Raw genomic sequence first — 25525 nt, 5'->3', positions numbered from 1 at the left:
GGTGTTTAAAATCATCTAAAAATAGATATCCAGTAGCTAAAAGCAAATATGCCGTTCACCTTAAGTGAACGGCATTATCTATTTACCCGAACTTTTATTTTAAAAAGTCGGTATAAATAGACGCAGCTTTAGCGAATAAATAACAACAACAAAACTAAGCAGTAGTATTAGATGCACTCAATTTATTAGCCGTCCAAACATACAACAGCTCCAACGCAATGGTTGCTGCAGCAAGCGCGGTGATCTCGCTTTGGTCATAAGCTGGTGACACTTCAACCACATCCATTCCCACCAAGTTAATGCCTTGCAGTGCACGAATGATTTTTAATGCTTTATCCGAACTAATACCACCACATACAGGCGTACCCGTGCCTGGTGCAAAAGCCGGATCTAAACAGTCAATATCAAAGGTTAAATACACTGGCTTATCACCGACAATCGCTTTTACTTGTGACACAATTTCAGCAACTGATAAATCATTCGCTTCCATCGCATTAATCACATTAAAGCCATGCCCTTGTTTTTTATATTCAGTACGAATACCAATTTGCACCGATGACTTAGGGTCAATCAATCCTTCATTAGGCGCATGATAAAACATAGTGCCATGGTCATAGCGGCTGCCATTATTGTAAGTGTCAGTATGTGCGTCGAAGTGAATCAACGCCATTTCGCCATGATGCTTTGCATAAGCACGTAATAAAGGAAGCGTGACAAAATGATCGCCCCCTAAACTCAGTAACATTTTACCGCTACTTAATATTTGATTAGCTGCTGCTTCAAGACGTTGTGTCATGTCTTCAGCATCACCGCAGTCAAATACCAAATCGCCCGCATCAATCACGCTTGTATGTTCAAATAATTTAAACTCCCATGGGAATTTTTTACTTTCCCATGACAAGTTAACCGATGCGCGACGTACTGCATCTGGTCCCATTCGGGCGCCTGAACGACCTGACGTTGCCATATCAAATGGCACACCGAGCACAACGACATCTGCATTTTCAGCCACAGGCTCTTTCGCTAACGGGTTTTTCACTAAAGGGCGACGCATAAACGTCATCGCATTAGAATATAAAGAGAAATCCTCTTTAGTGAATAAATCACTGAATGTACCGTTAGGGTGATCATTAGATGAAGCTGACATTTAAAAACCCTCTAAGTAAGTGTAACCCGCTAAACCTTGCTCTAACTCGTCTAAAATAGCTTGCTGTTCTTCAACAGACACCCGCGATGACGCTAATGCACGGTAATTATCACGAATCGCTTCCACATCAATATGTACATATTTCATTACATCTTCAACCGTATCGCCTTCGTTTAAAGAATCGATATTCCAGCTACCGTCTTCTTGTACATTCACCACTACACTGTGCGTATCACCAAATAAGTTGTGCATATCCCCTAATATTTCTTGATAAGCACCGACTAAAAAGAACCCCATTAAGTAAGGTTTATCAGCCGACCATGCAGGCACTGGTAACGTTGTTTCAATACCTTGTCCATCAACATATTGGTCGATAACACCATCAGAATCACAGGTGATATCTAACAATACTGCACGACGCTCACCCGCTCTGTGTAAATCAGATAACGGCAAAATTGGGAATACTTGGTCAATGCCCCACGCATCCGGTAATGATTGGAATAGTGAAAAGTTAACAAAAAACTTATCCGCTAAACGTTCATTTAAGTCATCTAAAATCGGACGATGAAAGCGATTTTTAGTACTCATTTGTAAGCTTAATTCGTAATAAATACGTAAAGCTACTTGCTCACCCCAAGCACGCTCTTGAAGATTTAATACGCCTGTCGCAAATTGATTATGCACTTCTACAATGTCACTTTGCGTATCGTTATAAATTTCAATTAATGCACGGTCATCACTTCCACCAGACAATAATTCCCAGTTGTTCCACATATTTTGCAGCAATAAAGAGCCTTGCTCCGCAGGTGCATCAAACTGCTCTGGCTTATAAGTTTCAGCACCAATAACATTGGTGATTAACACCGCGTGATGTGCTGTTAATGAACGACCAGACTCAGAAATAATCACCGGTTTAGGTTGTTCATACAAGTTACAAATATCACTAATAGTAATCACGATATTACGTGCATATTCCGCTAAGCTATAGTTCATTGAGTTATGAGATTGGCTACGTGTACCATCATAATCAACCGCCAAACCACCGCCTACATCTAAGTAATCTAATGGCACGCCCATCGCACGTAATTCACAGTAAAAACGTGCGGCTTCACTGACGCCATTACGCACGTCACGAATATTCGCCATTTGCGAACCTAAGTGGAAATGCACCAATTGTAATGTATCTAATTGGTTTTCTGCTTTTAAACGCTCAACAACGGTTAAGACTTGAGACGCCGCCAAACCAAATTTAGATTTTTCACCGCCACTAGATTGCCATTTACCAGCACCTTGTGATGCTAAACGAATACGCAAACCCATACGCGGTTTAACACCTAACGAACGCGCTTCTTCTAGCACTAAATCAAGTTCAGATAACTTCTCTAATACGATTAACACGTTATGGCCTAACTTCTCGCCAATTAATGCTAAACGAATGTATTCTCTGTCTTTGTAACCATTACACACAATCACTGAGCTAGCTTTTTGCGCTAACGCTAATACCGCTAATAATTCAGGCTTACTACCTGCTTCAAGGCCTAATTGCTTATGCTCTAATCCCGCTTGGCTTTCTAAAATTTCATCAACCACTTCTTTTTGTTGATTTACTTTAATTGGGTAAACTAATAAATAACGGTTATCGTAATCTACTTCTTTAATCGCTTGATTAAAGGCATCACAAATATTGTGTACACGTTGGTGTAATATTTGTGGGAAACGCACTAAAGCAGGCATGCTTAAATTACGTTCTGCTAATTCTGCTGCAATGTCACTTAATGCCACCTGATGATCACACCCACTGCGCGGCGATACGTACACTTCACCTTGGTCGTTAATACCATAAAAACCTTGGCTCCAGTAACGAACATTGTATTCCGCGCGAATGCGGTCCATATCAGTTGAATGTTGCAAATTTAGATCTCTCTGTAATGTAGGAGTAATAGTGTTCCAGAAAACTGAAAGTACAGTCTGGCATAAATTTCGGGCGGATTATTAGGCAATAAAGTGATTACGTCTAGATAATAATTTTGCTGTCTTTAATCAAAAAAATTGTACAGACAAGCTATCTATACAATTTTATTGATTAAACTCAGTGAAAATCAATAAAATTGTAGAAAACACTTAAAATTTGAACAACTTAAATGGCCTAAGTGACATAAAGAGCGAAGTGGTTTAAGTGCACTAATAGGACTAAATAAACGAAGAATTTCAGCAGAATGATTTAATCATCAAGAAGAATCAGCCAAAAACAATACAGTGACAGAATAAGGACAAAAGCACAGTGAAAAAGTGTATGAAAAATACGCTTAAGTGCCCTCTTCTTATTTGAATCCAAGTTTGGATTAGTTGAAGTATTTATGAGTTGAAGCGTTTTTATTTAAGGATATGTGGTGTTTTTATTTAAGGATATGTGGTGCTTTTATTTAACAGTATGACTTAGCTGTATTTAATGAAACGAGATAGTTTTATTCGCTGAGGCGGTATATTACCTCAGCGAGACACTTTTTATTACAGCCTCATGAATTGAGCCTATTGGTATAGGCTCAATTGAAAGCCTTCGCTATTTTAATTTAGTCACCAGCACTTGTTCAACGCGCACACCTTCAAGGTCTAACACCTCAAACTTGTAACCTTGGTGGGTGAAATGATCCGTGCGTTTCGGTAAACGTTTCAGAATATAAATCATAAAACCAGCAATGGTCTCGTATTGGTTACGATCAGGGAATTCCTCAATAGTTAAACAACGCATTACCTCATTAATCGGTGTTAAGCCTTCAATTAACCAAGATGTCTCATCACGTTGTACAATTTGCTCTTCATCTTGATGCGTGATCAACTCTCCCATAAAGCTGCTCAACAAATCTTTTACCGTCACAAGTCCTACTACTGTCGCATATTCATTAACAATTACCGCAAAAGGTTGTGTCGCGACTTTAAATGCATTCAATGCTTCAGACAGCGTTAAGGTTTCAGGTAAATAGAACAAGTCTTTATCGACTTGTGTTGGGTGAATTTGTGCCAACTCGCCTTTTAATACCAAGCGTAAAATCTCTTTCGATTCAATGCTACCGCGAATTTTATCTAAGCCACCATCACACACCAAAAAGTCATTATGCGGTTGTTCGATAATTTTTTGGCTAATATCGTCACTGCTATCATCTAAATCAAAAAAGATAATCTGGTCACGCGGCGTCATCACACTACCAATGGTGCTGACTTCTAAATCAAATACGTTACCAATTAATTGATACTCTTGTTTTTGCAAACTGCCATCTTCAGCGCCAGCATCCATCATCGCGATAATATCTTCGGTCGTCACCAGCTCAGTACGTTCCGTTGGAATATGCAATAAACGCAACATAATATTCGTCAGGCCGTTAAACAAAAATACAGCCGGCATCAATAGAAAAGTTATCCAACGCATCAAAGAAACGATACGAATAGCCACCGCTTCAGGCATGATAATCGCCAAGCGTTTAGGCAATAAGTCGGCAAACAAAATAAACAAAGAGGTTAAGCAAATAAATGACAGTACAAAGCTTACTTCACCCAATAACGGGCCTTGATAAAACACACTGATCATCTTACGAAGATAAGGCGTTAACGCTTGCTCACCGATAATACCGCCGAGAATAGAGATACCATTCAATGCGATTTGCATCATCGCAAAAAAGTTACCCGGTTGCTGTTGCAGCTCAATCACATCAAGTGCTTTAGCACTGCCTTCATCCGCCATCACACGCAGCTTAATCTTCCTCGCTGCTGCAATTGAAATTTCAGACATCGCAAACACAGCGCCTGCTAATATTAATAAAATAATGCTTAACACATCACTCATTTTCAAACCCTTTCATCACACCATAACCACCGTCATTGATGACTATTTAATATATTCTCAACACGCCTAAACAAACCAACGAAGGCTGTATAGCGCTAAAATTAGCCGCATTATAGAGTGAGTTTCAAGTTCGACAACGGTTATTTTATTAAATATGAAGATCCACCAGCATGATTGGGTTAAGTGATTGAATTTATGATAAAAATAAGAGAGTCAATATTGTTAGTTGGTTGTTTCAGTAGTTTTTACTAGAAGGGTTATTAATAACGAAACTATGGCTTAAGAAGATTAGACTATGTATTTGATACCATTTATTATTGCTTCCATTGAATGGTGCTGATACTTTAATTTAATGATGAATAACATTCCTTTTAATACTCAAAAACTAAAGATAATTATGTCACAAACAACTAAACAAATATTAGCATTGTTTAAGGATGATTCATTTCCATCAATGGTTATACTTGATGGCGAGTGGGGAGTTGGTAAAACCCATTACATTAAAAAAGAATTAATACCAATTCTCGAAGTTAAAGAAAAAAAAGTTATTTTCTTTTCTTTAACTGGGTTATCTAATATCGATGACTTTAGAGATAAGTTAATATCTTCTGTTTATTTATCGGAAAAGGCAGATCAAAACTTTCTAGATAAACTCGCCGACAGCACTTTTTCCATATTAAAAAATATTGGAGAAGATGGAGGAGCAATAGCATCTATTCTTAAGGGATCAACTGGCGCAGTTAAACATGCGATATTAAATAGAATTGCTGATACCACAGTAATACTAGATGATCTAGAACGTGTTGATAATAAAGAACTGGAAAAAATCATAGTTGGTGAATGTTTACGACTCATTGAGGATAAAAGCTTAGAATTTATTTTTGTCATGAATGGTAAGAAAGCAAAAATTGATAAAGCGATGGTTGAAAAGTCTTTTTCTGATCGCGTCTATTTTCAGAGAACAAATCAAGAAATTTTAAAAATCGTATTTCAAGACTACAACTACTTTGACAAGTACCAACATATCATAGAGAAAGAAGTTAACACGTTAGATTTTACCAATCTCAGAGCTCTAAAAAGAGCAGCGAATAGACTCGCTAATATTTACAAATTAATAACTCATGATCAGCTTATTGATATTGATGCAAGTATGGAATTAATAATTGAAAGTGTTCTACGAATTTCGTATTTACATTATTGTTTGGGAAAAAGTTCAGAGGAAATAATTAAAGGCCTAAGTGATCAGTCCAGATTAGACGTCATACTTAATCCAAGTAATTCAAAAAAAGATAATCAAGAAGATGAGTTTACGAAATATAGAACGATTAACGTACCATCGAAAAAAATTATCGAATATTGTAGTGGTAAAGCACACCTTCCCCCGTTAATAAATGAATTAGGTAGATTACCTACTAAAGATGATCCAATCGACAAGCTGATGTTTTCAAGAGGTTATACGTTATCAGAAGCCGAGTTTTCTGATTCGGTACAAAAACTAGAAGAATTTATTTTTGAAGACATTAATGTACCGATATCGAAATGGTTTGAAGCCTGTGATTTCTACATATATTTATTAGCTCAAGAATTTATAGCAGGAGATAAAATAGCTTTTCTTAATCAAATTTCAGATTTATGCGAAAAAAAGAATTTTGACCTACTTTCTTTAGAAAATAGATACCAATCACTGAAAATCAATACACAGGAAATACTTGATAAATTTAATAATCAAAAAGAAATATCGACGAACAAAAAAATAGCAGAAGATAATCGCTTACGTTTTGAAAGAATTAAAAGTTCATGGGTAGAGAGCGACATTTACATTTATAAGCAATTTCAACACTCTAATTTTATTAACAAATATACTTCTGAACAATGGTTTGAAGTCATTAAAAATTGGTCAATGACAGATGTTGGACAGTTTGCTGATTTTCTATCCAATAGATATACATCAATCAATATAAGTGATTTTCTTGCCGATGAAAAAAACACTTTAATGAAACTATTAAAATTATTAGAATCAGAAATGAAGATAATCCCACCTTCTCAGAAAAAAGGCACCTTACGATTATTAATAAATGCGGTTAAAGCAGGAATAGAAAAACTATGATGACACACTGGTCAACAATAGGCTCAAGAAAAAAAATTTTCAACGTGGTTACAACCTCTTACTCTTGAGCTTTCTCATATCATAAACTCCTTTTCAGCAAAGCCAAACAAGACGTTTGACTTAAGTTCATTGAGCACATGGGTGTGCTGTATGAACTGGTGTGTTGAGAAAGGAATTTATACTTTGATCAGAAAATGACTCGCAGAGTTTCTCCACTCATACCAATAAACCTTGTCTCATTCACGATTGCAACAAATCAAAAAATGAAAGCCTCATTGAGAACCTATCATTGCGCTTTTACTCTGCTTCATAGTTCCCCAAAAACCCAAATAAAACATCGATCTAATTGACTAAAAACTCACAAAAAACACATTAAACCCTTTATTTAAACAAGGAAACAAGACCTGTCCCAAAAAGATAAAATTGCTTATTTATTAACGTGTTACAACAACATAAAAGCTTATTTAAGAAACCTTTATTTTATTTGTTATTCATGTAATATAAAAAATTAACTTATGTAAAGATGAAAAAATGATAATGATAATGATAACTAATAGCATTTTGATGATTTATGCGGATATATGACTTTTTAAATAAGAATATAAGCTTAAAGACGTTTAATGCGTTCTTTTTTGCCAGCCTTTTTATCATTGTTTTCATTGGTTTATACTATCAATACACTGCTTCTAATAAGATCACTTCAGAAAACTTCCAAAACTCAACATATACTAAATCATTAGAAATCAGAGAAAAATTAAGATCTATATTCGATAAGCTTGAATATCAATTCATCCAAGAAGAAAGTCAAAACATCGAAAAACTCGAACAATTGTCTTCGTTGTATAACAATCAAAAAGAACATTTGAATTTAAAAGCAATGGCAGCGGCATTAAATGAAGGTGTTAATTTTGGGCAATATGAAGTTTTCATGATCAATCGAGATTATGTTATTGAAAAGGCTTCCTATGAAAAAGAGATTGGGCTTAACTTAGGTCAATTTAAAATTGTCAAAGAACTCTTTGATAAGGTATTCAATCACACCGTTAAACTCGATATCTCCTCACCTAAACTTGACCTTGATTCAAAATTAAAGAGATATTTAATTAAGGTGTCAGATGACGGTCAGTATATTCTACAACTAGGCTTCTCTTTGGATTACAGCGAAGAGATAAATAAACAATTAGAGTATTTTCTCACTGAAAACAGTCAAATAAATTTATACTTGGCGACTGAATTTTTTATACAAGAAATTAATATTAAGTCGAAAGAGATTGAGTCTAAATCCAAGCATAATCAATACGTCAAAGAACTTACACAACGTTTTCTATCTGATATCAATTTAGCATTAAAAAATAAAGAGATAGAGAAATTAGCCGCCTCAGATACTAGAAAAATAAGTTTAAATAAAATCTTAGTGAAACTTATTCCATTGAATGAAAAGTTAATCAGCTTTACAGATGAGAAGAAAAACACACTCAATTTCTACTCTTCTACTGGTTCTTTATTCGGTGAAAGAAGCGATACTTTATTATTTATTAAAACGTCTTTTCCTTTGGCTCCCTTAGACAGTGATTTAAGACAAAACCTAAACACTTTTTTGTTCATCACCGTTCTTATTCTGCTCGTTTTAACTTTATTTGAATATTATAAAAAGAGAGAGATAACGGAGAAAATTACTTCTATTACTGAAATGATTAAACATAATCAGATAATAAAAGATGAAAAATCGTCCATCAAAGATATCAGTGTTTTGATTGATAGCTATAACCAAATGTTAGCTAAATTAAACAATCAAATCACCATGAATAAAGCACTCTCTTATATCGATTTCTTAACAGGTATTAAAAACAGAAAAGCTTACGATGAAAGCATAGAGAGTTTAATCTCCCAGTATAAAAGATACGGTACGGCTTTTTCTCTCGCTATTTTTGATGCCGATGATTTTAAAGAGATAAATGATAACTTCGGCCATAGCTTTGGCGATATAGTATTAAAAAATATCTCGAGCGTATTGCAAGCTAATATTAGAAATGGCGATATGTTGTTTAGGATAGGCGGTGAAGAGTTTATTGTTATTTTCCCGAACACTAATCTGGAGAAAAGCAAACAAGCTATTGAGAAAATAAGAAAAAGTATAAGTTTGAATCTGACGCTAAATCGTAAAGTTAATATTACATTAAGTATAGGGTTAACAGAAATAACCAATCAAGACTCTAAAGACTCGATCTTTAAAAGAGTGGATAATTTTTTATACACGTCTAAAAAGAATGGCAAAAATAGAGTGACTTCAGCGTAAACGAACTGTTGGTATGACGGTTCAGTTCAAAATAGAAATAATGTTCATGAGTTGTTCAATAAACGGCTTTTAAAATGAATGCATAACCAGCCTAAAGCGACTCCCTCTCTAGTTGAGGTTACCTTATCTTTACTCTGTACAAATACCACAAAGCACTGATGTAGCAGACATCACTTATCCTATGAACTGGGAGATCCCCGTTTTAAGAGACAAGTTATCTTTTCTATTGTTAGAAAAAAGAAAACATTAACCGGTTCTTAACCTCTTAAGTAATATACTCGTGCGGATTTAACTCTACTAGAAGAACCTTTTCTACTGAAGAGCTTATCAGAGTGCGTACCATTCAAGGTTATTTCAAATAATAAGATGCCTAATGTTTTGGTAAACCCTTTAATAAATGGAGTTTTCTACAACTTATTAAATCACCACTCAATTTAATGTTGTACTGCTGCGGTAATGACCAAAATCAACGAAGAAGTGATAGGTTATTAAGCATAGCTGATTGGATTTATAATACTAAAAACTTACGGACACCGTTATATGATGAATCGTTAATGAACACGTACCTTTTGTAGCTCAAAGTTAATCTTTAAAAATACTAAGTGCTAAATTTCAAAAGGAAAAATAATGCAGTTTATAAAAATAATAATATTGGGCTGGTTTACATTAACACTATCGGGCTGTGTCTCCGGTTTAGATGAAAGACAACAAAGAGAATATGCCGCTTTTCAAAACGATGGCGTTTTAATTGAAGATAAAAATCCTACTCTTGGTAGCCTATTAGGCATATTACCTGGTTTCGGTTCTTTTTATACGAGAAATCCAGGTCGAGGCATCACCAACTTATTGCTGTGGCCTATTTCTATATTATGGGAACCCGTTAATGGTTATAACGGCTCAATGGCCATTAACTACGATAAGACAAAATATCAACTAAGGAAACAAAAGGAAAAAGAGCTTCTGATTTTAGAAAATAGGTATTCTAGGGGTGAGTTAGATAACCCTGTTTATTACTTCGAATTACAAAAAATAAAAAAGAAGTATGAATATAAATAGCGTTCTTAGCGTAGTTTAATACCTTACCAAATAGGGTTAAATAAAGTCTATCGGCCAGTATTGATATGCATTATTTATCCTTGTTTGGAACAATCTCGTTCTATCCAGTTCTGAAATCCCCGATATTTTATAAACACTTGCACTGAAAAAAGAACTAAGCAAATATCTTCAGCATAGATAGACACGGGTTAAGCCACTAAACGGTACCACTACAACTTAATATGAAACGATAGTACTGATTTAAGAGCCGGATTAAGTGTGAAGTTACAAGCTGAAGACAGTATGAAATTTAAAAGCATCTCATCCTAGATTTGAAGTATACGATCAAATAATCGTCTCATTACTAATGGCAATGGCACTTGGATTCTGATAATAACTGGTCTCAGTTTTTTATAGAAAAATGACATAGTCTAAGGTGTAAATTGAGGTCTTTCAAAGATGAACTTCATTAATCGTCTGCCTCATAGTTGCTCCCTTTATGAAGATTACAACGAAAAAAAAGTCATTTTGACCAGTAAAATGCCCCTGTAAATAATTCAGTTAATGAGTATCTTTGGTCTCGCTATTTAACTTAATAAATTAACTGATAAATAAACGAGCAACCTACTTCCCCCACACACAAATATAAAAAGAACCATTTCACTTAACTCTTTTATTTAGCTATTTAACTTAACTTAACCATGACATAAAGAGTTAACCCTCTTCCTTTAAACAATGAATAAAACAAGAGGCTAATTCAGCTTTAACTGCAAAAAACTACCTATATATAATTATTTATGATACTACTTCATTATTAAAAATTTAATTTCAACATGCTGCTAAATAGTGGGACTTCAAAGGATTCTGTCTCACTGTTTAATAAAAAATATAATCTATGACCTATATTTAGACCACCAGCAAAACATCTTATTAACAATAACGTTTAATGGAGTATTTAATGTTACGTTCTTTGAAATTTCAAATATATCTTTTGGTATTTACCCCTTTCATTTTAATCGCTTTGCTAGGGTTATATATTGAAGTAAGCAGCACCACTAATATTGAGAAAAAAGTCAGTGAAGTCACGCGAGAAAATACAATAGAAATAGAAAAGAAGCGTTTAGTGACTATCATAGACTCCGCCCATTCTATAATTCAACCGTATATTGATATGCCTAGTGACACAGGAATGGAAGAAGCGTTAGCATTGGTTAATCGTTTACTGTACGACGACGGTAAAGGCTACATATTTACCTATGATTTAAATGGGATTCGACTACAAAGCGGATCGAATGAAGGTATCGGCAAAAATTTCTGGGATGCTAAAGATAAAGAAGACAATTATATTGTTAGAAATATTATAGACGCCGCTAAATCAGGATCTGGTTTTACCACTTATTACTTTATTAAACCCGGTGATACAAAGACTTCTCCAAAATATTCTTACTCTCTACTCATTCCTAAATGGAATGTTATTATTTCAACAGGCTTTTATATCGATGACGTAGACAGAGCTCAAAGAATCATCGATGCGGAAGTATTAAACGTTGCGAATAAAGCGATAGCACAAGCACTTTTGTTCTTCGCTATTAGTTTTATCATTGTTGCTATTGTCGTCTTTATTGCCATCAATCGAATTTACCGACCATTAAATGATTTAAGTACATCTGTTCGAGGTTTAGCCGGTGGTGAAGGAGACTTAACAGCTCTATTACCTGCGAGTCAAATTTCGTTACTTGACCAAATTGCAGATGACTTCAATCGATTCCTCGGCTCGATGGGGGATGATATACGCAACTTAAAAGGCACTAGTAATGAATTAAACAAGATTGCGAATGTGTCTAGTAAACAACAAGCAAATTTAGAGGCACTGTCTAACCAACAAAAAAATGAAACGATTCAAGTCGCTACTGCGATTGATGAAATGTCATCCACCTCTACTGAAATAGCCAATACTGCAGAGCAAACACGTTTATCAGCAAGTTCTGTAGAAAAAGAGATGCAAGTCGTATTAGATCAAGTCCAAGTATCAAATGAGCAGTTAGATAATTTAAATGAGTTAATGGTTGGTGTAGAAAGGTCTGTCACGGAATTAGGCGGTAACGTTAATTTAATTAGCTCTGTGCTCAGTGTTATTGAAGGCTTGTCTGAACAAACTAACTTACTTGCACTTAATGCGGCGATTGAAGCAGCTCGTGCAGGTGAACAAGGTCGAGGTTTTGCCGTAGTGGCAGATGAAGTTCGTAGCCTTGCCAAGCGTAGCCAAGATAGTACGATAGAAATCAAAGAGATACTTGAAAAACTACAAACGAGCACTGAAAAAACAGTCGGTGATATGGCTCGTTCAGATAAACAGCGTGTCGTTGTAACTGAAGCAATGGGACGTATTCGTGACATTATTGGCAGTAGTAATCAGTCTATTCAACAGCTGTCTGAAATGAATATTCAAGTTGCAACAGCAGCGAGTGAGCAATCTACTGTATCTTCTGAAATTGCAGAACGCATTAATGGTATTGCATCACTGGCTGATGATATTGGTAATAGCTCAGCAGAGGTTAGAGAGCAGTTTGAAAACCTTGAAATGCAATCTAAATTGATTGTTGATATGACCAATAAGTTTACTGTTTAAGTTTACTGTTTAAGTTTAAGTTTAAGTTTAAGTTTAAAGAGACTGATCATTTAATGTCAGCGTTACCTTAGCTTTAATTTAAAAAAGTCATCTCTTAGCCATAAAAATTAATGCTATTCACTTAAAGTGAATGGCATTTTTTTTAAGTCATAAATAGTCTAATTTCATAATATAAAACACGGTTTAAACATATTCTCAATCATGCTGAGTATATAAGTTAATAACTAGATTAATGGGTAAACGGGCTAAAGGGTAGATGGTCTAATAGGCAAACGAGTAACTCGGTAAATAAGTACATCCTTTGATGGACACATGATTTACCATCACGGTTTACGACGAACGTTAATGAACAGCTAGTTGTACAAGGTGAGCGTTAAACTTAAACTAAAGTCGACTTAACCATTTTCTCCCAATCATGCTTCCAACCATGCTATCGACTTGATTTAATTTTTCTTATGGCTCAAAGGTTAAAAGTTAAAATAAAGATACTTCCCTCATTATTTCACCCACAAAAAAGCAGACCTATTGGTCTGCTTGAGTCTGATATTAATTCTGTCTAGCTGCTGACTCTTTAACTGATAAAGTAATTGAGCCTATCCAATATATGTTCAGTCAATGTCAGGCTAAAGAATCAAATAAACTAAATTAAACTAAGCTAAGCTAAATAAAGTTAATTTAGGCTAAATAAAAGTGAGTACGCTTATTCGTGATCAACCCAGAAATCGTAAACAACCACTTCACCGTAGTTATCTTCGTCATCAGTAGCGCTACCTTCTTCCTCAGCATTACTTTGAGTGTAATTACCGATTTTAAAGTATGATTGATCGTAATTAAGATCCATCACATAATTACTAGAACCGTCTTTCACTAAGTATTGGCTCGCATTACCTGCAGTATAAGCTGCGTTTAAACCACCATCTTCACTGTAGTAAACGTAATGTTTGTCATCAATAACTTCAAAGATAACTTCATGTATTGTGCCTAACGTGTAATCCTCTTTAATCGTGAGATCAGATCTTAATTTACCACCATTAAAGCTTAGGAATAAATGCTCACCCTCTAGTCTCAATACCATCGAATCATCAATACCATCGTCTTTATTACCATGGATTTGAGTCGCTACTAAATGGTCTTTAACAAGCGGTAAGTGTGTAATGGCTTGCTTAGAATAGACAACATGAGTGCCACTGGTCGTCCAGTAAATATCTGAATCACCATCACTAGTTCGTTCACGCAGTTCAGAACGAATATAGTCAGAGTTTGGTGTCGTACCATTATTTGACCTAACAGGTGCTCTAAATACAATGCCGTTACCTGTGTCATTAACATAGAAGTATTCGTTAGTCGCTTCAAAGAGAGTTTTATCTTCTACGCCATCGGGATAAGTAATTTTCCACTGGTTATAGTTACTCATTAAATCAGATGGATATTCAGCATCACCTGGCTCTAGAGTTTCTGTATCAACCGTTTCCGAATCATCTGGTTCAACGGTTCCAGAATCGACGGTTGAATCATCTGTACAACCTAATATTTGTGTTTCAACAATGCTATTCCAAGAAGAACCTGCAGAATTACCGTTACCTGTCACACGAACATATCGCGCTTCAGTATCTGTGACATCAATTTTTTCATAGCTTGAATCTCCACCAGAAGAAATGCCACCAGATAATACTGAAGTCCAATTACTATTATTTGTCGAAGTATGGATATCGAAATATGAACTGCGCTCACTGCCTTTATACCATTTCACCGCTAATTCTTTAACTGACATGTCGGCACCTAAATCATAAGTAATGGTTTTACCAATACCATTTGAAGACCAACGAGAATCAGCAGTAGTATCTTTATCAATGGTATTTTCAGGACCGTGCCCGTCGTTAGACCCATCATCAGATGCAGAAGAGATAACTAATGCCTCGCTATCTGTACATGTTCCATCCACTACGGTATTAGTATTAGTAGACGCTTTGCTTTCAAGTGCGAAATCATCAAATCGCCCTTCTTCGTTATAATAATTACCGAAAATAGTAATTGAAGTAGAATCGCCAGAGTTAAAAGAGACAGTCACTTGTTCATAATCATCGCCACCGCCAGTTCTTGTATAACGAGTACCATCAACCGATGCACCAATTTTACCGTAACCAGAAATGTAAGCCGTTAATACATAATCAGTATTAGCTTCAACCGTAACGTCTTGCTCAAATTTACCACCATCGCCAGTGATTTTAGCCGCTTTAGAACCACTGCGTTCATCGCTAGAAATAGCTGAAGGATCAGTATCTGACCAACCAGTATTAAAACTATCTTCAAACCCAGCATTAACAATACTGACTGATGCCGCATTCGCTGCTGGAATAGCAGTCACAGATAATGCAGCGGCAACAAGTGCTGTTGTATATCTAAGTTTCGTATTCAATTTCATAGGTATTCCTTTAATTATCATCCATTAAGAGCTGGTACTACACCTTCCCCCATTATTTAAATAAAACATGTTATTTCACGATTTAAAACGCGGCGCTAAGAATTGAATATACTGAGATATTTAGCAACAATTAGTCCACTTAAAAGTAAAGAGCATCACATTTATCATACTTTTAGAAATGACAAGTCACACTTTAACTTCTTTGTTCAATAATCAGTTGAACTTTAAAGAAGACGGTAAGATGTTGATAAAGTTCAATAAAAATATTTAAATATAATATAACCAATAAAGAAGAGACAAAAAAACAAAGCCCTAAAATAATACTTATAAGCCATATACAGGGGCAATGAGAGCCTGAAAAAATAATGATAATAAATACACAAAAAATTATTTTTTACTAAATTTGATAGGCACTAAAGAAGTATATCAATGGATATTCAAGATAAAATAAACGCGATTTTAGTCTCGATAACGACACTTGTAATGCGAATCTAGGAAATAATAGAAAACATTAAATGAGTTTTATTCAGAAAGGAGGTAACAATAAATGAGCAAGCAATAATGAGGTTATCGCCGTCATTACGTTATTAATAACATCTCAGATCCTTTTAATGGTCCTATCAATGATCGTTATCAAAACAGCATTATTTACAGGGGCTATTTTTCATCCAAGATGAATAATGTCCTATTCAAAAATTTTTTTAGTTCTCCACAAAACAGCCACTTTCATTCAAGAAAAAGATTATGTCCCCCAAAGATTAATGAGTAAAACACCGTAATCGAACCACCTTAAAATATTTAATAAAGCTTTGATATATATAAAAATATAATTTTAATTATATTTTCGTCGTAAAAAAAACTGATAAAATAATACCCATTAAGGGTAATGTATATTATCTTTATAGTCATAACGTTAGTTTTCTAGTCTACACTCGATTCAAAGAATATTAATTTACACAGCAACACACACACTTAAAGGAATATATGTGATTCATTCTATTGGTTTTAAACAACGTATCATGTTGTCTGCAACATTATTCGTTGCACTTTCGTTATTAGTATCAAATTGGGTTTCATACTCAAACACACGCGAAGAAAGCAAAATATCAGTTAATGACAAAGCAACTGAAGCATTAGATTCCATCAAACAAAATATAAACGCATGGCTTGATAGCAATAAAAAAGTAGTTGAGAGTGCAAAAGTACTGTTGAATAGTAACGATTCAGCAAAGAAAATAGAAATTGCAAAACTACTGGTTGCTTCAACTCCTTTAGATGCCGTCAATTTTGCAGATAGCGCCGGTATTACGATGGGCAACGGTGGTCAATTTGCTGATTACGATGCGACCCAAGAGGAATGGTATCAAGACGCTAAAGCGGCAAACCGATTAATGATTACTGAGATTTATTTTGATAAAGGCATTTCAGATAAATATATGTTTAGCTTTTTAGACGTTGAAAACAATGGCGTTATTGGCGGTGATATTTTTCTTGAAGCCGTTGACCCTTTTATTAAAAAAGTCCATTTTGAAGGTGCCGTGATCTCCCTTTATGATGATGCTGGCGGATTAATTAGTACTTCTGGCAATGAAAAATTCGGCACAAGGATTACGAATAAATCCCTTGAGCAACAAGTACTCAATAATGATTCAGGTGAATTTAATTATATAAAAAGTGGAAATGAACAACAGGTTGTTTATTCGACCATTGAGCTACTTGGTGGTCAACAATGGCATGTTGTTATTGATATCGATAAATCTATTGCTTATGCATTTTTAGATGACCAACTTATATCCTCAATCCTGACGGCAGCTTCGCTAGTCATCTTAACGATCATCTTATTAATATTTACCCTAGCAAAAATTTATTCACCTATTATTTCTTTAAAACATCGTATTACTGATTTAGCGAAAGGTGACGCTGATTTAACTCAACGACTTAATGTTGAAGGTAATGATGACCTTGCTGACATTGCTCAAGGTGTTAATACCTTTATTAGCCAACTACAATCAATGATGAATGAGATTTTGGCGTCATCTTCTGAAATTTCAAATAGTATTGAACAACTTAATACGGTATCAGCGTCTAATGACCAAGCCCTTAACGTGCATGTAGGGGAAACACAGCAAGCAGTTGCGGCAATCACTGAAATGAGCGCATCGGCGAATACGGTTGCAGACAATGCTAAACAGACATCATTGAGCACACAGCAAGCAAGTGATGAAGCAGTGATATCAAAACAGTTAGTTGCGTCATCTTCTGAAAGTGTACAAGCTTTAGTGAATGAAGTTGAAATCGCTTCTCAACGTATTAATACCATGCATGAAAATACACAGGAAATTGTCTCTGTATTAAGTGTTATTGGTGCCATTGCCGATCAAACAAACTTGTTAGCGTTGAATGCAGCGATTGAAGCCGCTCGAGCAGGTGAACAAGGCCGAGGGTTTGCTGTTGTTGCTGATGAAGTGCGTTCACTTGCAGCAAGAACACAAGAAAGCACGGCTGAAATCAATGAGCTATTAACCAAACTAACAGAAGATGCAGCGTTAGCAGTTAATGCAATGAATACAACCAAAGAAAGCTGTCAAAACACAACGGACAATACCATCAGTGTCGGAACAGGGTTAGACTCAATGGCGGGCTCAATTATCGAGATAAATGAGTTAAGTTCTCACATTGCAACCGCATCGTCAGAACAAAGCCAAGTAGCAGAGCAAATCAGTTATAACATGGCGTCTATTCAAGATATGGTGCATGAGCTGACACAAAACGGACAATTAACGTCAGCAAGTACGGAGAGTTTATCCGCTGCTAATGCTCGCCTAGCAGACATGGTAAATCGCTTTAAGCTAAACTAAGCCCACAAATAAAATACCGATGACCCTAGCGAATTAAAATATTAATTCAGAGGGTTCATCGGTATTCAACTGTTTCAATGACTTCCAATACACTTCCACATTCACTTCAGCATAACTTCAAGAGTCGCCTCAGTAATCCTTCAAGAACCGCCTCAACAGTCACTTCAATAATTACCTCAGTATCCGCTCCAATATTCACTTACAAAACACCTCATCATTCACTTCAATAAATACGTCAAAAGATACACTAGAATGTTTACAGTAAAGCTTATTGCTTGAGAGTCTTATTGCTTAAACATTTTATTTAAAAATCGACTATTCAACCTTAATGTCACAACCTGAATTTCAATAAAAACTATTCATTTTAGTGTTGGACAACTCAGCTGTTTATTTGGATTACTGTTAAATGTTATTATGTGGGATTAAGGTGTAAACAGCTGTTAACACTAATTTTTTTATGTGGGGTATCGTGATGACCATTTGTTTACCAACAACGTTTAATTATCGTAATAGTTTAGAATGGGTAACCGCTTTTATTACTTGTTTACTTGTATTGGGTGTCATTCAGACTTTTGTTATAGGACGACACTTTATTATACCGACGGCTATTTTGACGTTCACAATTTTATTAGGCAACTTAACCGCTTATGCTTTTATGGGAAGAACCTGGGCAAAGAGAATTGTTTTTTGGTTGTACCTTATTTTCACTAGCCACCTTTTCTTTGCATTATTTTGGGCTAAAAAATATCGAGACATATTAGAGCAAGTATTTGTCCCTTCTTTCCTTGTCACCTTCTTATTATTCGCGTTTTTATTAGTGCAATATAACCGACAAAATCATCTTTTTTCTAGTAAATAGTTGGTAGCAGATAAACGTAACGGGTAAATTATTTTTTATTAAGGGGATAGCTAACTGCAATAATACATGAAGAGTTAGCTATAATAATATGCGGAGAGCTAACTGTAATAAAGCGCCAAGTTCAACGATGCACCCAAGCAAAACATGATCCTTTGGTCTGCTTGGGTTAGGTTAGGTCAGATTGTATTTTTTATTGTTCTTATTAACTAAATTCAGGCCAGAGACCAAAAGGCTGCTTTTCAAAGTTCATTTCACCATTGTCACCCTTTTGAATATTAATCCACGCTTCCCAGTTTTCTGAATCAGTCTCTGGGTAATCTAAGCGATAATGACTGCAACGACTCTCCGTACGCATCAACGAAGCTTTTAGTTTCATCTCCGCAGTGATGATCATATTAACGGTTTCATGAGCAATGCGTAATTTATGCAAATCATCGGCAATCAACATCGGCATACTATGTTCTTTAAGCTCTTCAACATAAATAAGTGCAGCTTGCATCATACGTTCCTTTTTTATATATAAAACAAAATTAGGAATCATCACACTTTGTAAAACTTGAGTCACCCAAGCAGGGCTAAAACCACGTTCTCGTTTCAAGGGCGCTAGGATCTCCTCTTCAATATTAGCTCGCTTTTTAACAGGAATTTCAATGCTAGAAACAGATTGACTCGCTTTAGCTGCGGCTTCTCCCGCAAATGTACCTTGAATACAAGAAGCGGCCGACGAACCACCAATTTGAGTATAAATTCCGCCAGACATATAAGAGCCAAGTGCATCACCTGCCGCATATAACCCAGGAATGGTACTTAATCCATTTTCATCAATAGGTACCAACCCTTCCGATTTATGGATTGCCATGCCAGCAGTTGACCCGCCAACACTCTCACCGCCCATACCTGGAGGACCAGAATCACCTTTACTGGAAAATATTGAGAATATTCCCCCAGCGTTTGGTCGCCCAGGAGGCCCTGCATTTTGCTTATCGCTAAACATTGAGAGCAAACCACCAGGTTGCTGTTGTTTTGGTGGCATTCCTGCATGTAAAAACTCAGGCGGAGTATAAGGCCCCCCTACCGCTGTACTTTCAGTCTTTTTCTGGCCAGGTTGTGGTGGCCCCATCGTAACTGGTCCACCGTTAACATAAGCCTGATAATTAAGCTCCATCCCAAGATCATGATGTACTTCAGGTCCATTCACTGATGGCTTTTCTTCTATTTGCCCATGCCAATTATCATAGCTTGAACCTGAGTTTTTAGCCGAACCAGGATGGCCATCATTCCACTCTTTACCGGTAATTTTAGCGCCGATATTATAGGCCATAATAGTACCGTCATGGGTAAGGTCGCACACCGGAAAACCATTCGGTTTAAACCCGCCAGACCCGGTACAAAGGACAACGGTTTTAGCGTTAAAATGTATAATTTTATTGGTATTGAGACTAAAGCCTGATGCACCTACAACGCGACCTTGTTCTTTGATTAAGTGGGTGATCATCACTCGCTCAACCAACGGAATATTGCGCGCTTCAATGGGCTTTAAAAAACTATTGCGACACAGCGCCGAATCAAAAAAACCCCATTCCTTAAGTTGCTCAGCATGTGCATAAGAGTGATCGACTAATTGTTTGGTAAACACCGGATTATTAGTGTTAATCGATGATGCTTTTACTTTGGCGAGAAACTGTTCCGCCGTCATTTTTGACGTTGTAGGGTCAAATTTAAATACGCCCTTAGCAAAGGGAGTAAGCCCTGAACGCCCCAAGCTACCTTTAGCAACAATCATCGTCTTAGCACCTGCATCATGGGCTTTTACCGCGGCGAATAATCCTGCAAAACCACCACCTATCACTAAGACATCTGTTTCTTGCTGTTCTATTTCGAAATCTTGACTCATTATTTTAGGCTTATTAACCGTAGATGAGGCATTAACAGACATAGAAGCCAATGCCGATGCGCTTAGAACACCACCAGCAACCCCTAAGAATTGACGTCGAGAAAGGTTTAATTTATCAGTCATTTTTATCTCCAAGACACCATCACCGGGATGGATTTTTCTGAATTAATAGTAATGGCATCTACAGGGCAATATAAGCGACATAAATGACAGATTTGGCAATCTTCAGCATAGGCGATATAAGCACGTTGGTTAACGTGATCAAACTGTATAACGTCTGTTGGACAGGTTTCAACGCAGGTTTTACACCCTATACACCCGGAAATTTCATGGATTGGCATGGTATTTTTCCTTTTAAAACTTAATTAAAACGATAACTGTTCATAATGAATATGGGATTGTTTAACGCCAAGTTCCTTAAGGCTCTTATTAACACTATTAATCATTGGTTTGGGACCACAAAGGTACACAGACCAGTTATTAATAGCGCAAAGATCAACATTCTTTTCGATAATCTGCTTATCAATAATTCCTTGATAGATAGGTTGGTTAACTTGATTAGGGTCAATCGTTTCCTCCTGACAAATGAGCTGTAATTTGAAATGAGAGAGTTGTGTTTCATAGCCTTTTATTTGATCGACTAATGCCATTTGAGACAAAAGGTTATTACCATAAAGGAGTCGAATTGGGCGCGTGTCGTTTTGTGCAGCCAAGCCTCGTAATAGGCTTAAGATAGGACCAAGGCCAGCGCCACCAGCAATAAGCATAATCCCTGTAGATTGATTACTATCGTTAAGGCTCATGCTACCGTAAGGGCCATCAATATAAACCGCTTGCCCTTCAATCAGGTTACCAAGACTTGATGTGTAATCTCCAAGCTCTCTAATAATAAAAGACAAACGCGGTAAATCTTGTTTACCAGATGCAATAGAAAAAGGATGCTCACTAACACCATGAAGTGACTTACTCGTGTTTAACCAAACAAACTGACCCGGTTCGAAATAGAAATTAGCACCTGACTTTTGTTCAATAGTAACTTGCCAATCATGGCTACTGATTTTAGTAATACTATTTAAGGTGAAAGGTTGGCGTTTGAGTCGAGTAGGTTTAACTAGGTAATTATAAACAACCATTGCTAATGAGAATGAACATAAAACCCACCATAAAATATTAAAATTAGATTGAAATTGTCCATGGCTGCCAATGGTCGTAATATGCAATGTTGCTAAAATAGTAATAGCGACAAAGCCAATTAAGTGCGCCAAACGCCATGTTTCATAACGAATAGGCAGTTTATTTTTATAAACAGAAAAGCATACCCAAGCAATCAATACCCCCCAAGCAATGAGCCCAGTCAGCATTGGTGGTGCAGTAATCACTTCAATAAGACTCTTAACACCATCGTTATAAGAAAATAAAAAACGAGGAGCAAGAATAAGTATTGGATGAAACAGAAAAACAATACCAAGCCACTTTCCTACCTTCTTATGACGTTCAACACTCCAATCTATATGAGTAAAAATAGGGAATTGTTTAAGCCGACTGCCAAGCGGAAACTGAATAAAAAAGGCCATTATTGCCAGCAAATTAATAATAGTTAATACTTGGGCATACACCGTTTTTGTGTCCATATCGAGCATTTGTGCAATACAAAAAGGAACGATTAATAAAATAAGATAACCGAAAGATAGTTTATATTTTTTAGGAAATTTAAATTGAAACCGAGCCTTTAACTTAGCCTCTAATTTAGAAGATAGTGCTGTTTGCGTCATCATCTTTCACTCCACTGTATAGTCGTATTTTTCAAAACAACTAAACCGTAAAATAAAAGTGGTTAATGTCAGGTTAAAAATATTTCACTTTTTTAAAAGATACTCCAAAATGGCATATTTCAGATGAAAGAATGATTTAAATCAATAAAAGCCCCTTCAGCTCCCCTCTCGTTACTTGCCGCTATAGAGAAAGAGTGGAAATGATAGAGCTCATCATCGTCGCAGAGAAGAATTGAATAACAAAGCATGAAATAACTAATAAGCATTAAACGCCAGAAACGCTGGATAAGTTATAGGGTTTTATTAGATGTTTTAAGGTCGACCAAATTTAAATAAAATTTATTTATTCTTTTTTGCATCCAAAATGCATTCTCGATTGTAGTACCTATTAACAGTAGCAAATCGACTGTTTTGCACATTCAAAAATCTATCAATTAATAGGGAAATAACAATGAAAAATCAATACATGTTGAAAGGTCTAAAAATGACTGCAGCTTCACTTTTAATGGCAGCAGCAACTCAATCTTATGCAGGCACTTTTTCTCAAGATAAATTACCGAGTGAAGTACGCGTTCCAGCAGGACATGAAGTCGCTATGTTTACGATGGCAAAAGGCAATATCACGTGGGAATGTAGAGTAGATGCAACCAATAAAACAGAAGCAAAATGGGCATTTGCAGGTCCACGCGCTATTTTAAGTGACAATAAGGGCAATCATTTAGTGTCTTACTTTGGTCCTCCAGCAACATGGGAATCTCTTGATGGTTCATCAATTACTGGTACGCAGCTAGCCGTTTCTCCTTCAGCTAAAGGCAGTATTCCAATGCAATTAGTAAAAGCGAATGAGTCAGCTCGTCCGGGTGCATTAAAAGATGTCGCTTATGTACAACGTATTAATTTAAGTGGCGGTGCAGCACCAGCAACAGGCTGTAACATAGACAAAACAGGACATAAAGTAGTGGTTAACTACTCAGGCGAATACTTATTCTGGAAAGCAAAATAAACGACAGCTTTCATCTTTGAAAAACTATTTTCTAGAATAAGCGAGTTTAATACCTTAAGATGCCTAGTGACTTATACTGGGCTTTTTTTGGATTAAGGAAATCATTTGTCATCATCAACTGGATTTGATTATGAAGGTGTTCTACAACATTGCGCAAAAGGCGATCGACATGCTTTGATGCAATTGTATGAACAAGAGGCATCAAGACTACTCACTGTGGTTATGCGTATTTTGAAAAACCGTCCGTTATCCGAAGACGTAGTACATGATGCTTTTATTAAGATTTGGAAAAAGGCAGACACCTACCACCAAGAGCTTGGCTCTGCCCGTGGTTGGGTATATACGTTAACGCGTAATTTAGCGTTAAATGCATTGAAACATACTCATCGCCAAGTATTAGCTGAGCCAGATTTTCTACTCGACCTATGTGATAACCAAGTTTTAGCCTCAGCAGAACAACCAGATAATATGACTGAGTTAGCAGACGATCACCTTGCACAAGCGTCTCTACAAACCTGTTTAGAGCACTTAGAGCCAGAGCGTAAATTATGCGTATTACACGCTTATGTTGACGGTTACACACAACAAGAAATTGCTACATTGATTGATAAGCCACTAGGCACTGTCAAATCATGGATCAAGCGAAGTCTGAATGCTTTAAAGGAGTGTTTACAATGAATAAAAAGACACAAAAAACTCCTGATATAGATGAGGATTTAGCAGGACAATATGTCCTTGGTACGCTCTCGCCAGAAGAACGAAACGCTTTTGAGCTTCAGTTAGCTGACAGTGTTGAATTACAAAAATCCGTGAATCAATGGCAAAACCATTTTTTATCGATTACTGATAACTTAGCGCCAATAGCAGCGCCACAGCCTTTATCTGCACGTATTGAACGTAGCCTTGATGAACTTGAAAAACAACCGACACAAACAGAGAAAATAACGGCAAATACCTTCACTTCTTTTTGGCAAAACCTCGTGTTATGGCGCGGCATCTCAATGGCTTGTCTTGTGTTAGCCATGGTATTAGGGTTTAAACTGCAAACGGTTGAACCGATGCTGAGCGAACCGACTTACATCGCCGTATTAGTACAGCCAGAAAACAAAACACCAGGTTGGGTAATACAAACCAGTCACACGAATCAAATGCAACTAGTGCCATTAGGTGCAGTGGAAATACCAGAGGGCAAAGCGTTACAGTTCTGGACAAAAGCGGAAGGTTGGGATGCGCCGATATCATTAGGTTTAGTCAAAAAAGGCGAAACGCTTAATATAGATATTAACAAGCTACCAGCACTGACAGAAAATCAACTATTTGAATTAACAATAGAAGATGAAATGGGATCATCGACAGGCAAACCAACAGGCCCAATCACCTCGATTGGCCGTGGTATATCGATGTAAGCACGATGGATGAAGCCTCAGTGGAAGTAAAATCGACTGAGGCTAAATATTATAAGCCCCTATAAATAATTAGCGCCAATTCAAAATCAACTTCATCAGTATACCGATATACATACATTTAAAGGGTAATTGCTTTGAAGTGCTATTTACAAATACCACTAAAATAATTCATTGAATATATGCAATTATATTCAATGAATTAATCAACTGACTTTCCTTTTAAATTTCATTTTTTTGTCATATTAGCATCATACGATGG

16 protein-coding genes are annotated in these 25525 nt (G+C 36.2%); 9 read left to right on the top strand and 7 right to left on the bottom strand.

The window, feature by feature from the left end:
* Positions 1 to 154 precede the first annotated feature (154 nt).
* The 3 genes from speB to Q0794_RS11230 all read right to left on the bottom strand — a co-directional run bounded on the left by speB (position 155) and on the right by Q0794_RS11230 (position 4985).
* Entirely contained in the window at positions 155 to 1147 is a 993-nt protein-coding gene (gene speB, locus Q0794_RS11240; RefSeq protein WP_298941928.1) for an agmatinase, read from the bottom strand.
* Entirely contained in the window at positions 1148 to 3058 is a 1911-nt protein-coding gene (gene speA / locus Q0794_RS11235) for a biosynthetic arginine decarboxylase (protein ID WP_298941927.1), read from the bottom strand.
* Positions 3059 to 3707: 649 nt separating this feature from the next.
* Positions 3708 to 4985 carry a hemolysin family protein gene (locus Q0794_RS11230; protein WP_298941925.1) on the bottom strand — a complete coding sequence of 426 codons (1278 nt, stop codon included), beginning with the start codon at positions 4983 to 4985 and terminating at the stop codon, positions 3708 to 3710.
* A 397-nt stretch (positions 4986 to 5382) separates the two neighbouring features.
* On the opposite strand from Q0794_RS11230, the gene Q0794_RS11225 reads away from it, so the two are divergent.
* The 4 genes from Q0794_RS11225 (at position 5383) to Q0794_RS11210 (ending at position 13052) form a co-directional block, all read left to right on the top strand.
* Complete coding sequence (locus Q0794_RS11225; RefSeq protein WP_298941923.1) at positions 5383 to 7092, top strand: hypothetical protein; 1710 nt, start codon at positions 5383 to 5385, stop codon at positions 7090 to 7092.
* Positions 7093 to 7663: 571 nt separating this feature from the next.
* Entirely contained in the window at positions 7664 to 9388 is a 1725-nt protein-coding gene (locus Q0794_RS11220) for a GGDEF domain-containing protein (protein ID WP_298941922.1), read from the top strand.
* A 627-nt stretch (positions 9389 to 10015) separates the two neighbouring features.
* Positions 10016 to 10444, top strand: coding sequence for a hypothetical protein (locus Q0794_RS11215; RefSeq protein WP_298941920.1), 429 nt, complete (start codon positions 10016 to 10018; stop codon positions 10442 to 10444).
* Positions 10445 to 11381: 937 nt separating this feature from the next.
* Positions 11382 to 13052: a methyl-accepting chemotaxis protein gene (locus Q0794_RS11210; protein WP_298941918.1), complete on the top strand. Its 1671-nt coding sequence runs from the start codon at positions 11382 to 11384 to the stop codon at positions 13050 to 13052.
* A 700-nt stretch (positions 13053 to 13752) separates the two neighbouring features.
* Here Q0794_RS11210 and Q0794_RS11205 read toward each other — a convergent pair.
* Entirely contained in the window at positions 13753 to 15474 is a 1722-nt protein-coding gene (locus Q0794_RS11205; RefSeq protein WP_298941916.1) for a polysaccharide lyase family 7 protein, read from the bottom strand.
* A gap of 986 nt (positions 15475 to 16460) precedes the next feature.
* Here Q0794_RS11205 and Q0794_RS11200 point away from each other — a divergent pair.
* Both Q0794_RS11200 and Q0794_RS11195 read left to right on the top strand, forming a co-directional pair.
* The gene (locus Q0794_RS11200; RefSeq protein ID WP_298941914.1) at positions 16461 to 18332 is read left to right on the top strand and encodes a methyl-accepting chemotaxis protein; all 1872 of its coding nucleotides are present in this window, start codon (positions 16461 to 16463) and stop codon (positions 18330 to 18332) included.
* A 472-nt stretch (positions 18333 to 18804) separates the two neighbouring features.
* A complete protein-coding gene (locus Q0794_RS11195; protein WP_298941913.1) occupies positions 18805 to 19191 on the top strand; it encodes a hypothetical protein in 387 nt (128 codons plus the stop codon).
* A 202-nt stretch (positions 19192 to 19393) separates the two neighbouring features.
* Here Q0794_RS11195 and Q0794_RS11190 read toward each other — a convergent pair whose 3' ends face one another.
* The 3 genes from Q0794_RS11190 to Q0794_RS11180 are packed head-to-tail and all read right to left on the bottom strand — an operon-like array spanning position 19394 to position 22860.
* The gene (locus Q0794_RS11190) at positions 19394 to 21208 is read right to left on the bottom strand and encodes an FAD-binding protein (protein ID WP_298941911.1); all 1815 of its coding nucleotides are present in this window, start codon (positions 21206 to 21208) and stop codon (positions 19394 to 19396) included.
* A gap of 2 nt (positions 21209 to 21210) precedes the next feature.
* Positions 21211 to 21426: a ferredoxin family protein gene (locus tag Q0794_RS11185; protein ID WP_298941909.1), complete on the bottom strand. Its 216-nt coding sequence runs from the start codon at positions 21424 to 21426 to the stop codon at positions 21211 to 21213.
* Between the two features lie 24 nt (positions 21427 to 21450).
* Positions 21451 to 22860, bottom strand: coding sequence for a ferredoxin reductase family protein (locus tag Q0794_RS11180; protein ID WP_298941907.1), 1410 nt, complete (start codon positions 22858 to 22860; stop codon positions 21451 to 21453).
* Positions 22861 to 23308: 448 nt separating this feature from the next.
* Between Q0794_RS11180 and Q0794_RS11175 the strand changes: the two genes are divergently transcribed.
* The 3 genes from Q0794_RS11175 (at position 23309) to Q0794_RS11165 (ending at position 25266) form a co-directional block, all read left to right on the top strand.
* The gene (locus Q0794_RS11175; protein ID WP_298941905.1) at positions 23309 to 23860 is read left to right on the top strand and encodes a DUF3455 domain-containing protein; all 552 of its coding nucleotides are present in this window, start codon (positions 23309 to 23311) and stop codon (positions 23858 to 23860) included.
* 105 nt (positions 23861 to 23965) lie between these two features.
* On the top strand, positions 23966 to 24538 hold the full coding sequence (locus Q0794_RS11170) for a sigma-70 family RNA polymerase sigma factor (RefSeq protein ID WP_298941903.1): 573 nt from the start codon (positions 23966 to 23968) through the stop codon (positions 24536 to 24538).
* Positions 24535 to 25266 carry an anti-sigma factor gene (locus tag Q0794_RS11165; RefSeq protein WP_298941902.1) on the top strand — a complete coding sequence of 244 codons (732 nt, stop codon included), beginning with the start codon at positions 24535 to 24537 and terminating at the stop codon, positions 25264 to 25266. The genes Q0794_RS11170 and Q0794_RS11165 overlap by 4 nt, the downstream gene beginning before the upstream one ends.
* Positions 25267 to 25525: the final 259 nt, after the last annotated feature.

This window comes from uncultured Psychromonas sp. (assembly GCF_947489755.1).
Lineage (GTDB): Bacteria > Pseudomonadota > Gammaproteobacteria > Enterobacterales > Psychromonadaceae > Psychromonas.
Note: the sequence above shows the minus strand (reverse complement) of the source record. Positions and strands in the feature narration are given on the sequence as shown.